Origin of the sequence: Pseudomonas sp. NPDC089996 (assembly GCF_044748405.1) — a bacterium.
Lineage (GTDB): Bacteria > Pseudomonadota > Gammaproteobacteria > Pseudomonadales > Pseudomonadaceae > Aquipseudomonas.
In genome coordinates this window covers 112,938-127,508 of sequence record NZ_JBIVGA010000006.1, presented here as the reverse complement: position 1 = coordinate 127,508, position 14,571 = coordinate 112,938, and the positions used below count along the sequence as shown (strand labels likewise).

9 protein-coding genes are annotated in these 14,571 nt (G+C 64.1%); 5 read left to right on the top strand and 4 right to left on the bottom strand.

Annotation, left to right across the window (positions count from 1 at the left end; genetic code table 11):
- The first annotated feature begins 203 nt into the window (after nucleotides 1-203).
- On the top strand, nucleotides 204-1,283 hold the full coding sequence (locus tag ACIPW4_RS12470) for an autotransporter domain-containing protein (protein ID WP_400658203.1): 1,080 nt from the start codon (nucleotides 204-206) through the stop codon (nucleotides 1,281-1,283).
- A gap of 124 nt (nucleotides 1,284-1,407) precedes the next feature.
- On the opposite strand, the gene glgB is transcribed toward ACIPW4_RS12470, so the two are convergent.
- From glgB to ACIPW4_RS12455, 3 genes are all read right to left on the bottom strand, one after another.
- Nucleotides 1,408-3,618, bottom strand: coding sequence for a 1,4-alpha-glucan branching protein GlgB (glgB, locus tag ACIPW4_RS12465; protein WP_400658201.1), 2,211 nt, complete (start codon nucleotides 3,616-3,618; stop codon nucleotides 1,408-1,410).
- Complete coding sequence (gene treS / locus ACIPW4_RS12460; RefSeq protein WP_400658199.1) at nucleotides 3,615-6,935, bottom strand: maltose alpha-D-glucosyltransferase; 3,321 nt, start codon at nucleotides 6,933-6,935, stop codon at nucleotides 3,615-3,617. The genes glgB and treS overlap by 4 nt, the downstream gene beginning before the upstream one ends.
- 170 nt (nucleotides 6,936-7,105) lie before the next feature.
- Nucleotides 7,106-9,124: an alpha-1,4-glucan--maltose-1-phosphate maltosyltransferase gene (locus ACIPW4_RS12455; protein ID WP_400658197.1), complete on the bottom strand. Its 2,019-nt coding sequence runs from the start codon at nucleotides 9,122-9,124 to the stop codon at nucleotides 7,106-7,108.
- A gap of 141 nt (nucleotides 9,125-9,265) precedes the next feature.
- Here ACIPW4_RS12455 and ACIPW4_RS12450 point away from each other — a divergent pair, with 141 nt between their 5' ends.
- Together ACIPW4_RS12450 and ACIPW4_RS12445 are read left to right on the top strand one after the other, a co-directional pair.
- Nucleotides 9,266-9,427 carry a hypothetical protein gene (locus tag ACIPW4_RS12450; protein WP_181004509.1) on the top strand — a complete coding sequence of 54 codons (162 nt, stop codon included), beginning with the start codon at nucleotides 9,266-9,268 and terminating at the stop codon, nucleotides 9,425-9,427.
- A 91-nt stretch (nucleotides 9,428-9,518) separates the two neighbouring features.
- A complete protein-coding gene (locus ACIPW4_RS12445; protein ID WP_400658195.1) occupies nucleotides 9,519-9,761 on the top strand; it encodes a hypothetical protein in 243 nt (80 codons plus the stop codon).
- A gap of 130 nt (nucleotides 9,762-9,891) precedes the next feature.
- On the opposite strand, the gene ACIPW4_RS12440 is transcribed toward ACIPW4_RS12445, so the two are convergent.
- Nucleotides 9,892-11,574, bottom strand: coding sequence for an AMP-binding protein (locus ACIPW4_RS12440; RefSeq protein ID WP_400658194.1), 1,683 nt, complete (start codon nucleotides 11,572-11,574; stop codon nucleotides 9,892-9,894).
- 205 nt (nucleotides 11,575-11,779) lie between these two features.
- Between ACIPW4_RS12440 and ACIPW4_RS12435 the strand changes: the two genes are divergently transcribed.
- Both ACIPW4_RS12435 and ACIPW4_RS12430 read left to right on the top strand, forming a co-directional pair.
- Nucleotides 11,780-12,943: an isovaleryl-CoA dehydrogenase gene (locus ACIPW4_RS12435; RefSeq protein WP_400658192.1), complete on the top strand. Its 1,164-nt coding sequence runs from the start codon at nucleotides 11,780-11,782 to the stop codon at nucleotides 12,941-12,943.
- Nucleotides 12,944-12,962: 19 nt separating this feature from the next.
- Nucleotides 12,963-14,570, top strand: coding sequence for a carboxyl transferase domain-containing protein (locus tag ACIPW4_RS12430; RefSeq protein ID WP_400658190.1), 1,608 nt, complete (start codon nucleotides 12,963-12,965; stop codon nucleotides 14,568-14,570).
- Nucleotide 14,571: the final 1 nt, after the last annotated feature.

Below are 14,571 nucleotides of genomic sequence, written 5' to 3'. Positions count from 1 at the left end.
TTCTTGACGCAGGCGCCGGTCTCTCCTTAGCTGAACAGTACCACGAGATGTTAATACTCGCGCCGGGCCTCTAGCTCGCGCCTTTGTGCGCGCTTGCGAAAGCTGGCGTGCTGGTTTGAGTCGCCCTCTGTTTTTGCCGTAGAGCTCGTGACAACAGGCCAGGTCCTTGGGCTTTACAACAAAAAAACCAGAGGAGATCCGCCATGAAAAGAACCTCGAACCCCTTGCGCTTCGATCGTATTTTCTACGCGGTTTCCACGTCGATGCTTCTGGCAACCCCGGTGGAAACTTTCGCGTTCGAACTGCAGGAAGATCCGATCTCTCCCAATTACCTGCAACAACCGACGGTGCCGACGCTATCGCTCGACCCGGTCACTGCCAGCGGGGTAAACCTCGGAACGCTGAACGCCTTCAGCGAGAAAATGGGCGAGCGGCACAGCCCGGTAGTACCCGACCTGGTAGGCAGCCAGTGGGCGCAGTTCTTTCCTGGCAGCGTACCGCAGCCCGGCGCGCGGGCGCCGGACCAGTTGGAAGCGCCCAGCCAGCAACTGATGATCGGCCCGGACCTGTTCGTGCGTGAAACCGCCGATGGCAACGTGCACCGTGCGGGGATCTTCGTGGGGCACAACAACCTGCAGAGCAGCTTCAACGGTGTGCGGCCGCTGCTGGGTGACAAGCAGCGCAACGCGGTCAACCTCAGCGGCGAGAGCCTGGGGGTGTACTGGAGCATGACCCACGAACAAGGCTGGCACCTGGACGCCGTGGCCATGGGCTCGCGCATCGAAGTGATGGGCCGTGGCGACAGCGGCCAGCGCCTGGATGACAGCGGCCACGCAATGACCTTTTCGGTGGAGGGTGGTTACCCGATCCGCCTGGGCGGAAGTTGGGTCATCGAGCCCCAGGCGCAGTTGATCAACCAGCAGTTCTTCCCGGGCAGCCAGGTGCAGGAAGAGACCTTGCAGGCCTTCGACAGCCAGCCCAGCTGGAGCGGCCGGGTCGGTGCCAAGTTGTCCGGGCGCTACGATGTGAAGGGCATGCCGATCGAGCCGTATGTGCGGACCAACGTCTGGTATGACTTCAGCGACAGTAGCGAGGTGAAGCTGGACCAGGTCGACAAGATTTCCAGCTCGCGTTATTCGACCACGGTGGAGTTGGGCCTGGGGTTGGTGGCGCGGGTGACGCCTTCGGTGGCGCTGTTTGTCAGTGCCGATTACAGCAGTGATGTGGATGGCAATGACATCAACGGGCTGATTGGCAGCCTTGGGGTGCGGATGCGGTGGTAGGCCTGTGCCATTTTGGGGCCGCTGTGCGACCCTTTCGCGACACAAGGCCGCTCCTGCAGGGACCGCGTTCCCTTGTAGGAGCGGCCTTGTGTCGCGAAAGGGCCGCACAGCGGCCCCAGCAATCTCAAGCCGGTTTCATCACCAGCACACCCAACGGCGGCAGGTTCAGGGCCAATGACAGCGGCTGCCCATGGCTGGCCATCTCTTCGCTCTCCACCGCCCCCAGGTTGCCGACGTTCGACCCGGCATACAACCCGGCATCGCTGTTGAGCAACTCCTGCCAGCGCTCGCCGAACGGCACGCCAATCCGGTAGCCCTCGCGCGGCACCGGGGTGAAGTTGGCCACCACCAGCAGCGGCTCGCCCTGGCTGCTCCAGCGCAACCAGGCATACACGCTGTTGTGCGCATCATCACCGATCAGCCACTGGAAGCCCTGGGGCTGACAGTCCTGCTCGTGCAGCGCCGGCAGCTCGCGGTACAGCCGGTTGAGGTCACCCACCAGGCGCTGCACACCCTGGTGCTCGGGGTACTGCAGCAGGTACCAGTCCAGCTGGTGATCGTGGTTCCACTCGCGCCACTGGCCGAACTCACAACCCATGAACAGCAGCTTCTTGCCTGGGTGGGTCCACATGAAGGTCAGGTAGGCGCGCAGGTTGGCGAACTTCTGCCAGCGGTCGCCAGGCATCTTGTCGATCAGCGAATGCTTGCCGTGCACCACTTCGTCGTGGGAGATCGGCAGGATGAAATGCTCGGAGTAAGCGTAGATCAGGCCGAAACTCATCTCGTTGTGGTGATGGGTGCGGTGCACTGGGTCGTTCTGGATGTAATGCAAGGTGTCGTGCATCCAGCCCATGTTCCACTTGTAGGCAAAGCCCAGGCCGCCCTGCTGGGTCGGCTGGCTCACGCCCGGCCAGGCGGTGGATTCTTCGGCGATGATCAGCGCGCCCGGCGCCTCGACGGCGGCGACGCCATTGAGATGACGGATGAAGTCGATGGCCTCGAGGTTCTCACGCCCACCGTGGCGGTTGGGCACCCACTCACCGGCCTTGCGCGAGTAGTCGCGGTACAGCATCGACGCCACCGCATCGACGCGCAGGCCGTCGATATGGAAGTGCTTGAGCCAGTGCAGCGCCGAGGCCAGCATGAAACCGCGCACTTCGTTGCGGCCGAGGTTGTAGATCAGCGTGTTCCAGTCCTGGTGGTAGCCTTCCAGCGGGTTGTCGTACTCGTACAGCGCGGTGCCGTCGAACCGCGCCAGGCCATGTTCATCGGTGGGGAAATGCGCGGGCACCCAATCGAGGATCACACCGATGCCGCCCTGGTGGCAGGCATCTATGAAGGCGGCGAAGTCTTCAGGGGTGCCGTAGCGCGAGGTCGGCGCGAACATCGACAGGGGCTGGTAGCCCCAGGAGCCACCGAACGGGTGCTCCATGATCGGCAGCAGTTCGATGTGGGTGAAGCCCAGCTGTTGCACGTAAGGCACCAGGCGCTCGGCCAGCTCGCGCCAGTTGTAGTAGCGCGACACTTCGCCCAGTTCGTCGAGCTCGCATTGCCAGGAGCCTGGGTGCAGCTCGTAGATCGACAACGGCGCGCTGTAGGCGTGGCGCTGGGCGCGGTGCGCCATCCAGTCGTGGTCGTGCCAGTCGTGGTTCAGCTCGCCGGCCACCTTCGACGCCGTGCTCGGCGGCAGCTCGGTGGCGCGGGCCAGCGGGTCGGCTTTGAGCGGCAATATGCCGTCCTTGCCGAGCACTTCGAACTTGTAGGTTTCGCCCACGCCCAGGCGCGGCACGAACAGCTCCCACACCCCGGCGCTGTGACGCAGCCGCATGGGGTGGCGGCGGCCATCCCAATTGTTGAAGTCACCCACCACCGATACCCGTCGGGCATTGGGTGCCCACACCGAAAAGCACACGCCATCGATGCCGTCTACCTGGGTCGGCTGGGCGCCAAAGCGCCCGGACAAATCGCGATGGTTGCCCTCGGCGAACAGGTAGAGGTCCATATCACCCAACTGCGGGCCAAAGCTGTAAGGGTCTTCGGTCACTTGCTCGCCACCGGCCCAGCCGATCTGCAGCAGGTACGGTTGCGCCTCATCGAGGTGCGCGCTGAACAGGCCGGGCAAGCTGCCCTGCACCATTTCGGCGAGGGTACGCCCATCATGGCGGGCCAGCACCCGCACGTTCAGCGCATTGGGCAGGAAGGCACGGACGTGTACGCCTCCCTGCCCGTCAGCATGGAGACCCAGTACGGCAAAAGGATCGGCGTGCTCGGCGCGGGCCAGGGCATCCAGGTCCCGTTGCCGAAGGCCACCGTTATCACGCGTTGAAACGTTCATTCTGACTCTCCCCAGGTACTGATCAGTCCATGCAGGCCATGCAAGGGCACGGCCAGCCAACTCGGACGGTTCTCGGCTTCGTATGTGATTTCGTAGGCGGCTTTTTCCAGGCAGAACAACTCCAGTGCGGCGCGCTCGCCTTCGGCCTGTTGCCAGGCGTGAGGCATGGCGGCGGTGGCCAGGCCATAGGCTTCGACGAAAGCATGCCGCGACTGGTGCAGGTACTGCCGGGCAACCCGTTGCCGGGCTTGCCGCGCCGGGTCGGAAAGGTCCACGGCAGACGCGCTGCGCAGAATCATCGCAGCAGCATAGTCGAAGGATCGCAACACGCCGCTGACATCCTTGTACGGGCTATGTTTCGCCCGGCGCTCGTCCAGCGGGCGGGCCGGTTCGCCCTCGAAATCGATCAGGTAGGCATCGCCCTGCACCACCAGCACCTGCCCCAGGTGCAGATCGCCATGCACCCGCATCAGCAGGCCGCCCTGGGCCTGCTCGGCGAGTGTGGCGATGTGCTGGGCAAGGCCGTCGCGCTGCTGTTGCAGGTCATCCACCAGGGCCTGGCTGTCGGTGTCGAGGTGTTCGCGGTGCTGGGCCAGCAGGTCGAGGGCACGGTTCAGTTCGGCGCTGATCTGCGTGCCCCAGCGTTGGCTGTCGTCGGCATCGCTTGGGCGTGGCGTGAACGCTTCGTCGCGGGTCGGCGCCGCCAGCAACAGGTGCATCTCGCCCAAGCGCTGGCCAAGCAAGGCGGCGAAGCCGTTGAGCTCGGCCAGCGCGTCGGTGTGCGCTTCGGCGTCGATGCTGATCGGCTCCATCTCATCGCGGATGGCCCGTTCCAGGGTGTTCTGGGTCCAGGCCCAGGCATCGCCCTGATTGCTCAGGTAGCCCTGGGCAATCATCAGCAGGTGTGGCGCACCTTGCTCGTCAACGCGGCTGACCCAGGCCAGCAGCGGCGAGATGTTGGCGAAGCCAGCGGCGGTGAGGTAGGCGCTCATTTCCAGCTCAGGGTGAATGCCCGGGTTGACCCGGCGAATCAGCTTGAGCACCACGCGGTCGTCAATCACCACCGAGCTATTGGACTGCTCGGCGCTGAGGTAGCGCACTTCACTTGCCTCGTTCAGCTCAAGGCCGGCCAGTTGAGGCGTGCACTCGAAGCGCAGCTCGCCCTGGCCGTTGCCGCATGGCAACCGCATGCCATCCTGGCAGGCACGCAATACCGCACGGATGAACGGTTCGAGGACGAAGGCGTCGGTGATCAGCCCAACCTGGCGGCCACGGCGTACCCGCGAAAGCGCCAGCTGCTGCGGCAGTGCGGTATTGATCTGCTCTTCGGGTAGCAGGCCGAACGGCAGCTGGTACTGGTTGGCCACCCCGTCGCTGAGCACTTCGATCTCGCTGAGCAGCACCGGCGTGGTCGCGGTACCGAAGCGCACGCCATAGCGCAGGCGCACCTGGTCGATCGGGCCTTCCTTGCCGGCGAACCAGCGGCGCTTGGGCAGGTATTGCGGCAGGATCGTGTCGTTCAGGGTGTCGCGGGAGGGAGATTCGAGCAGTTCCTCCATGCGTTTGCGCAGCACTAATGTGGTCAATTCCGGCAACCCCTCGGTAGCTTGAATGTGCCAGCTGGGCATCCGGTCGTGGGCAGCCAGCAGGAACCAGTAAAAGGCATAGGGCGGCAAGGTCAGCAGGAACGGCAATTGGCCGATCGGCGGGAAGGCGCTGCCACCGAGCATCTCCACCGGCACTTTGTCAGCATACTGCGACAGTTCAAGCTCGGCGGCCTGGGCGGCGCGCGAAACATTGGCGACGCAGAGGATCACTTCAGTGTTGCCGCCTTCGTCGGTGTACTCGCGGATGTACGCCAGAATGCGCCGGTTACTCGGCGTCAGCGTGCGCAGGCTGCCGCGGCCGAAGGCCTTCTGCTGCTGGCGCACCGCCAGCAGGCGGCGGTTCCAGTTCAGCAGCGAGTGCGGGTCGTGGGCCTGGGCTTCGACGTTGACGGTCTGGTAGCCGTACAACGGGTCCATGATCGGCGGCAGCACCAGGCGCTGCGGGTCGGCGCGGGAGAACCCGCCGTTGCGGTCCGGCGACCACTGCATCGGCGTGCGCACGCCATCGCGGTCGCCGAGGTAGATGTTGTCGCCCATGCCCAGCTCGTCGCCGTAATACAGGGTGGGCGTGCCGGGCATCGACAGCAGCAGGCTGGTGAGCAGTTCGATGCGCCGCCGGTCACGCTGCAGCAGCGGCGCCAGGCGCCGGCGAATGCCGAGGTTGATGCGGGCGCGGCGGTCTTCGGCGTAGTAGTTCCACAGGTAATCGCGCTCGCGGTCGGTGACCATCTCCAGGGTCAGCTCATCGTGGTTGCGCAGGAAGATCGCCCATTGGCAGTTGGCCGGGATTTCCGGGGTCTGGCGCAAGATGTCGGTGATCGGGAAGCGGTCTTCCATGGCCAGGGCCATGTACATGCGTGGCATCAGCGGGAAGTGAAAGGCCATGTGGCATTCGTCGCCATCACCCTCGCCGAAGTACGGGCGGGTGTCCTCGGGCCACTGGTTGGCCTCGGCCAGCAGCATGCGGTCGGGGTAATTGGCGTCGATCTCGGCGCGGATCGCCTTGAGCACCGTGTGGGTTTCGGGGAGGTTCTCGTTGTTGGTGCCGTCGCGCTCGATCAGGTAGGGGATGGCGTCCAGGCGCAGGCCGTCGACGCCCAGGTCGAGCCAGAAGCGCATCACCCCGATCACCGCCTTGAGCACCTGCGGGTTGTCGAAGTTGAGGTCTGGCTGGTGCGAGTAGAAGCGGTGCCAGAAGTACTGGCCGGCGACCGGGTCCCAGGTCCAGTTGGACTTCTCGGTGTCGAGGAAGATGATCCGCGTGCCGTCGTATTTCTGGTCGTCGTCCGACCACACGTAGAAGTCCCGCGCCTTGCTGCCGCGCTTGGCGTGGCGGGCGCGCTGGAACCACGGGTGCTGGTCGGAGGTGTGGTTGATGACCAGCTCGGTGATCACCCGCAGGCCACGCTTGTGTGCCTCGGTGATGAAGCGGCGGGCATCGGCCATGCTGCCGTAGTCCGGGTGCACGGCTTTGTACGCGGCGATGTCGTAGCCGTCGTCACGCCTTGGCGAGGGGTAGAACGGCAGCAGCCATAGGGTGTTTACGCCCAGGTCGGCGATGTAGTCGAGCTTGCTGATCAGGCCGGCGAAATCACCGATGCCATCGTTGTTGGCATCGAAGAACGACTTGATGTGCAGCTGGTAGATCACGGCGTCCTTGTACCACAGCGGGTCGTCGATGAAGGCTGCCGGGCGGGAACGCTTGGCCATGGGTGACTCCTTTCTGTCCTTGGTTCAGCGCGGTCCCCTGTAGGAGCGGCCTTGTGTCGCGAAAGGGGCGCTAAGCGGCCCCAGATTTTCAGCTTCGCAGCAGAAATTGCCGGGGCTGCTTCGCAGCCCTTTCGCGACACAAGGCCGCTCCTACAAGGGACCGCGCCGCGTTAGCGGGCCTTTTCGATGCGCCAGATCCCGAACGGCTGGTGCCAAGGTTCGATGCGCATCCACTGGGTCTTGCCATGCCAGGTCCAGCGGTGGCCGTTCATCAGGTCTTCGCCAAGGGTGTCGGCATCGTCATCGAGCCCCAGCTCCCACAACGGCAGCTCGAAACTGGCCTCCTGAGCGTTGTGCGGGTCGAGGCTGATCGCTACCAGGATGTAGTTGTCGCGCTCGGGCGTGCGCTTGGCGAAGTACAGAATGTTGTCGTTCCAGCAGTTGAAGAACGCCACGCCCAGGTGCGTCTGCAACGCCCGGTTCTGCCGGCGAATGCGGTTGAGCTGGGCGATCTCGGCAATGATATTGCCGGGCTGGGTGAAATCGCGCGGGCGGATCTCGTATTTCTCCGAATCCAGGTACTCTTCCTTGCCCGGCAGCGGCGTGCCTTCGCACAGCTCGAAGCCTGAATACATGCCCCATAGCCCTGAGCCCATGGTCGCCAGTGCGGCGCGGATGAGGAACCCGGCGCGGCCCGAGGTGTGCAGGAAAAAGGGGTTGATGTCCGGCGTGTTGACGAAGAAGTTCGGCCGGTAGCACTGGCTCCATGGCGGCTGATTGAGTTCTTCGAAGTATTCGCGCAGTTCCTTTTTGCTATTGCGCCAAGTGAAGTAGGTGTAGCTCTGCGCATACCCAACCTTGCCCAGGCGCGCCATCATTGCAGGCTTGGTGAAGGCCTCGGCGAGGAAGATCACCTCAGGGTGCTCGCTGCGCACATTGGCGATCAACCATTGCCAGAACGGCAGCGGTTTGGTGTGCGGGTTGTCGACGCGGAAGGTCTTCACACCCTCCTCGACCCAACCGACCACCACATCACGCAGGGCCAGCCACAGCGATGGCACGGCGTCGGCGGCATAGAAGTCGACGTTGACGATATCCTGGTACTTCTTCGGCGGGTTCTCGGCATAGCGGATGGTGCCGTCAGGCCGCCAGCTGAACCAGCCGGGGTGCTCCTTGAGCCAAGGGTGGTCCTGGGAGCACTGGATGGCGAAATCCAGGGCGATTTCCAGGCCGTGCTCGGCAGCGGCGGCGACCAGCCGACGGAAGTCCTCGCGGGTGCCCAGCTGCGGGTGGATAGCGTCGTGGCCACCCTCCGGGCTACCGATCGCATAGGGGCTGCCGGGGTCACCGGGTTCGGCACGCAGCGCATTGTTGCGGCCCTTGCGATGCTGGGTGCCGATCGGGTGGATCGGCGGGAAATACAGCACATCGAAGCCCATGTCGCGGATCATCGGCAGGCGTTCGTGCACGTCGTTGAAGGTGCCGTGGCGCTCGGGGCTGTCGGTGATCGAGCGCGGGAACAGTTCGTACCAGCTGGCAAACAGCGCTGCCGGCCGGTCGACATCGACGGGGAATTCGCGGCTGCGGGTCAGGTAACTGCGGTGCTCGGCTTCCGCCATCAGCCGTGCAGTATCAGGGTGCAACAGCAGCGCCACCTGATCGTCGGGCTTGAGTGAAACCAACTGCTGTTGCAACGCGCTGATTTCCTCGCGCAGCGCGCCTTCGCTGAGGTCGATGCCCTGGCCGAGCATCAGCCGGCCTTCTTCCAGCTCCAGCTTCACTTCGACCCCGGCGTGGTACTTCTTCTCCAGGTCATGGCAGTAAGTGGCGAACGGGTCGATCCAGGCCTCGATGCTGAACAGGTGCGGGCCCAGTTCGGTTGGGGTGAACTCGGCCAGCCACAAGTCATTGCCCGCCGACTGCATCGGCACGCAATGCCAGCGCCGGCTTTGCGCCTGGCGCCAGTTGAGCATCACCGCCAGGCGGTCGTGGCCGTCGCTGTAGACCTTGCTGCTGACGGCGACCGGTTGCCCGCTGACGGCCTTGGCGGCGAAGTTGCCGGCGTCGAGCGAGGGCTGGGTGTCTTCGATCACGATGCGCGGCGCCAGCAGCGCCTGGGACAGGCTGATGGCCTGGTCTGGGTGATCGTTCGCCATGGGCACGCTTTCAAAGGGCTCGTTACGTGACATCGACCTTGCTCCCTCAGGCTGGTGGCGGTAAGGGTTCAGAGCCGGGCACAGGCAGGGGGTTCAAAAAAATTGAGCGAACGGCAGCTGTCAGCAGTCAGAGCCTGCAGCACCTCTTCAAAACCACCCATGCGAGGTCAGGCCATGAACATTCCCATTCCACCGGAAACACCCGATCCCAACATCGACGACCCAAGCTTGCCGCCGCCTGTGCCGGAGGAAGACCCGGACGAGCTGCCGATCAAGCCGACCATGCCGCCGACGGTGGGGGATCCGCCGAGTGATGAACCACCGGTGAAGGCTTAAGGGTAGACCACGGCACCTGATATTTTTGCCAGTGGCAGCGGCAATACATTGCTTCGATGATGAGGCTCCCTATCATTGCAGGAGTGTCACCATGAATGACGAAATGAGCGCCGCTGAGCGGAAACAGTACGAAGGGTACGTTGTGGAGCTTCTGGAGGATGCAGGTGTAGCCGAGCCAACGCCCGGTATGCATCTGCGCGATTTGGATAAACAGAAACTGGACGAGGCAGTAAGTCGGTTGAAGTCGGAAAATGATGTCAGCTTCAAGCTTGACATGAACCTGTCAGTCAGTGGTCTGGCCAGAGAATTCTGGAAAGCTACTCAGTCAAGATGAGCTGACCCGCCTCTTCGCGGGCACGCCCGCTCCCACAGGCACAGCAAAGCATTCAAGGGCACCGCAGTACCTGTGGGAGTGGTTTTTCGAGGCTTCGAACTGACGCGAACAGGCCGGACAAGCCGGCACATTATCCTGCAACGACAGACGAAATCTCCGCCACACTGATCTCGCGCATGCGGAACTTCTGCACTTTGCCCGTCACCGTCATCGGGAATTCGTCAACAAAGCGGAAGTGCCGCGGCACCTTGAAGTGCGCAATCCGCGCCTTGCACCAGCCCTGAAGTTCTTCAACCGTGGCACTGTGGCCCGGGTGCAGCTTGATCCAGGCCACGATCTCTTCGCCATAACGGCTGCACGGAATACCGACCACCTGCGCATCGGCAACCGCCGGATGGGTGTAGAAGAACTCTTCCAGTTCGCGCGGATAGATGTTCTCGCCGCCACGAATAATCATGTCCTTGTTGCGCCCGACGATGCGCACATGCCCCTGCTCGTCCATCACCGCCAGGTCCCCGGAGTGCATCCACCCTGCCGGGTCGATGGCGTCTGCCGTGGCTTGGGGGTTGTCCCAGTAGCCGAGCATCACGCTGTAGCCACGGGTGCACAGCTCGCCAATCTCGCCGCGGACAACGATGCAGCCATCGGCGTCCACCAGCTTGGTCTCCAGCTGCGGCTGGGTGCGGCCAACCGTGGTCACACGCAATTCGAGTTCATCGTCCGGGCCGGTCTGCAGCGATACCGGGCTGGTTTCGGTCATGCCATAGGCAATCTGTACCTCGGCCATATGCATCTGGTCGATCACCCTGCGCATCACCTCGATCGGGCATGTGGCGCCGGCCATGATGCCGCTGCGCAGGGTCGACAGGTCCAGCTGCATGCGCGACGGGTGATCGAGCATGGCGATGAACATGGTCGGCACGCCATAAAGGATGCTGGCGCGCTCCTCGGCCACTGCGCGCAGGGTAAGCTCGGCGTCGAAGGCATCGTTGGGGTAGACCATGGTGCTGCCGTGGGTGATGCAACCGAGGTTGGCCATGACCATGCCGAAGCAGTGGTACAGCGGCACCGGGATCACCATGCGGTCGCGTTCGGTCAAGCCCAGGCTTTCGCCCACCATGAAACCATTGTTGAGAATGTTGTAATGGCTGAGCGTGGCGCCCTTGGGCGCACCGGTGGTGCCGGAGGTGTACTGGATGTTCACCGGCTGGTCGAACTGCAGGCTCTGCTGGCGGGCCGTGTAAGCTTCAGTCGAGGTCTGCCCTGCCTGCCCGGCCAGTGCTTGCCAGGGCAGGAAGCCGCTGGGCGGGTTGGCCGCCAAGCTGACCACCCCGCGCAACTCGGGCAAGCCCTCACTGGCCAGCTCGCCAACGACCGCAGTCGCCAGCTCCGGTAGCAGTTCCTGAACCATGGCATGGTAATCGGACGTCTTGAAAGCATCGGCACACACCAGCCAGCGGCAGCCGGACTGGCGTAGTACGTACTCCAGTTCACCCACGCGATAGGCCGGGTTGATGTTGACCAGGATCGCGCCGACCTTGGCGCTGGCCAGTTGCAGGATGCACCACTGGGCGCAGTTGGGCGACCAGATGCCGACACGGTCGCCGGTGTTCACGCCCAGGGCCATCAGGGCGCGGGCATGCAGGTCGACCTGTTCGGCCAGCTGCCGCCAGCTGTAGCGCAGGCCCTGGTGGCGCACCACCAGTGCTTCGCCGTCGGCGCAGCGGGCCACGGTGGCATCGAAGGCCTGGCCGATGGTCTGGGTCAGCAGCGGTTGGTCCTGGCGGCCGCGGGTGTAGCTTGGTTGACTCATGGGTGTCCCTTCTTGTGGTTGTTCTGGGCACGGCTGAAGCGAGCTGGGAATACTCTGGCGTAGATTTACGTTTACGTAAAGGTGATGAGTCGATTGACACTGAATGAAGGCAGGTTTACGTTAACGTAAAGGTGATTGATGACACCGGCGCAAGATCCGCGAGCTACGGTGTTACCCATATTTCAAGAACAACAAGGTGCCCAGCATGCATTACCCCTCCCTGAACTTCGCCTTGGGCGAAACCATCGACATGCTCCGCGACCAGGTGCGCACCTTCGTTGCCGCCGAACTGGCCCCGCGCGCCGCGCAGATCGACCACGACAACCTGTTCCCCGCCGACATGTGGCGCAAGTTCGGCGACATGGGCCTGTTGGGCATCACCGTCTCTGAAGAGTACGGCGGCGCCGGCCTGGGCTACCTCGCCCATGTGGTGTCGATGGAAGAGATCAGCCGTGGTTCGGCCTCGGTCGCACTGTCCTACGGCGCCCACTCCAACCTCTGCGTCAACCAGATCAACCGCAACGGTACCCACGAGCAGAAGCTCAAGTACCTGCCCAAGCTGATCAGCGGCGAGCACATCGGTGCCCTGGCCATGAGCGAGCCCAATGCCGGCTCCGACGTGGTGTCGATGAAGCTGCGTGCCGAGAAGCGCGGCGATCACTACGTGCTCAACGGCAGCAAGACCTGGATCACCAACGGCCCCGACGCCAACACCTATGTGATCTACGCCAAGACCGACCTCGAGAAAGGCGCCCACGGCATCACCGCATTCATCGTCGAACGCGACTGGAAAGGCTTCAGCCGCAGCAACAAGTTCGACAAGCTGGGCATGCGCGGCTCCAACACCTGCGAACTGTTCTTCGACGGCGTCGAGGTCCCTGAAGAGAACATCCTCGGCCAGCTCAATGGCGGCGTGCGCGTGCTGATGAGCGGCCTGGACTACGAGCGGGTGGTGCTCTCCGGCGGCCCGACCGGCATCATGCAGAGCTGCATGGACCTGGTGGTGCCGTACATCCACGACCGCAAGCAGTTCGGCCAGAGCATCGGCGAGTTCCAGCTGATCCAGGGCAAGATCGCCGACATGTACACCCAGCTCAACGCCAGCCGGGCCTACCTGTATGCCGTGGCCCAGGCCTGCGACCGCGGCGAGACCACCCGCAAGGACGCCGCCGGGGTGATCCTCTACACCGCCGAACGCGCCACGCAGATGGCCCTGGAAGCGATCCAGATCCTGGGTGGCAACGGCTACATCAACGAATTCCCGGCTGGCCGCCTGCTGCGCGATGCCAAGCTGTACGAGATCGGTGCCGGCACCAGCGAAATCCGCCGGATGCTGATCGGCCGCGAACTGTTCAACGAAACCCGCTGAGCAGAGGGGACGGGCGCACATGGCTACCTTGCACACCCAGATCAACCCGCGTTCGGCGGAGTTCGCCGGCAACAGCGCGGCCATGCTCGAACAGGTCCAGGCCCTGCGCGGCCTGCTCGCCCAGGTGGCCCAGGGCGGCGGGCCCAAGGCCCAGGAACGGCACACCTCGCGGGGCAAGCTGCTGCCGCGCGAGCGTATCGACCGCCTGCTCGACCCGGGCTCGCCGTTCCTCGAGATCGGCCAGCTGGCCGCCCATGAAGTCTACGGCGAAGACGTGCCCGCCGCCGGCGTGATCGCCGGCATCGGCCGCGTCGAAGGCGTGGAATGCATGATCGTGGCCAACGACGCCACGGTCAAAGGCGGCTCCTACTACCCGCTCACGGTCAAGAAACACCTGCGCGCGCAGACCATCGCCCTGCAGAACCGGCTGCCGTGCATCTACCTGGTGGACTCCGGCGGTGCCAACCTGCCGCGCCAGGACGAAGTGTTCCCCGACCGCGAGCACTTCGGGCGGATCTTCTTCAACCAGGCCAACATGAGCGCGCTGGGCATCCCGCAGATCGCCGTGGTGATGGGTTCGTGCACCGCTGGCGGCGCCTATGTGCCGGCCATGGCCGACGAAGCGATCATGGTGCGCCAGCAGGCGACCATCTTCCTCGCCGGGCCGCCTTTGGTGAAAGCCGCTACCGGTGAAGTGGTGAGCGCCGAAGACCTCGGCGGCGCCGACGTGCACTGCCGCACCAGCGGCGTCGCCGACCACTACGCCGACAACGACGAGCACGCCCTGGCCATCGCCCGGCGCAGCGTGGCCAACCTCAACTGGCACAAGCTCGGCAAGCTGCAACGTCAGGCGCCGGTTGCGCCGCTTTACGACGCCGACGAGCTGTATGGCGTGGTGCCCGCCGATGCCAAGCAACCGTTCGACGTGCGCGAAGTGATCGCGCGGCTGGTCGACGGCTCGGCGTTCGATGAATTCAAAGCACTGTTCGGTACCACCCTGGTGTGCGGCTTCGCCCACCTGCACGGCTACCCGGTGGCGATCCTGGCCAACAACGGCATCCTCTTCGCCGAAGCCGCGCAGAAAGGCGCGCACTTCATCGAACTGGCCTGCCAGCGCGGCATCCCGCTGCTGTTCCTGCAGAACATCACCGGCTTCATGGTCGGCAAGAAGTACGAGGAAGGCGGTATCGCCAAGCACGGTGCCAAGCTGGTCACTGCCGTGGCCTGCGCCCAGGTACCGAAGTTCACGGTGATCATTGGTGGCAGCTTCGGCGCTGGCAACTACGGCATGTGCGGCCGTGCCTACGACCCGCGCTTCCTGTGGATGTGGCCCAACGCCCGCATCGGTGTGATGGGCGCCGAGCAGGCCGCCGGGGTGCTGGCCCAGGTCAAGCGCGAGCAAAGCGAACGCAGTGGCCAGTTGTTCAGTGCCGAAGACGAGGCCAGGCTCAAGCAGCCGATCCTCGACCAGTACGAGCACCAGGGCCATCCCTACTACTCCAGCGCCCGCCTGTGGGACGACGGCGTCATCGACCCGGCGCAGACCCGCGACGTGCTCGGCCTGGCATTGTCTGCCGCGCTGAACGCGCCGATCGAACAGAGCCGCTTCGGCATTTTCCGGATGTGAC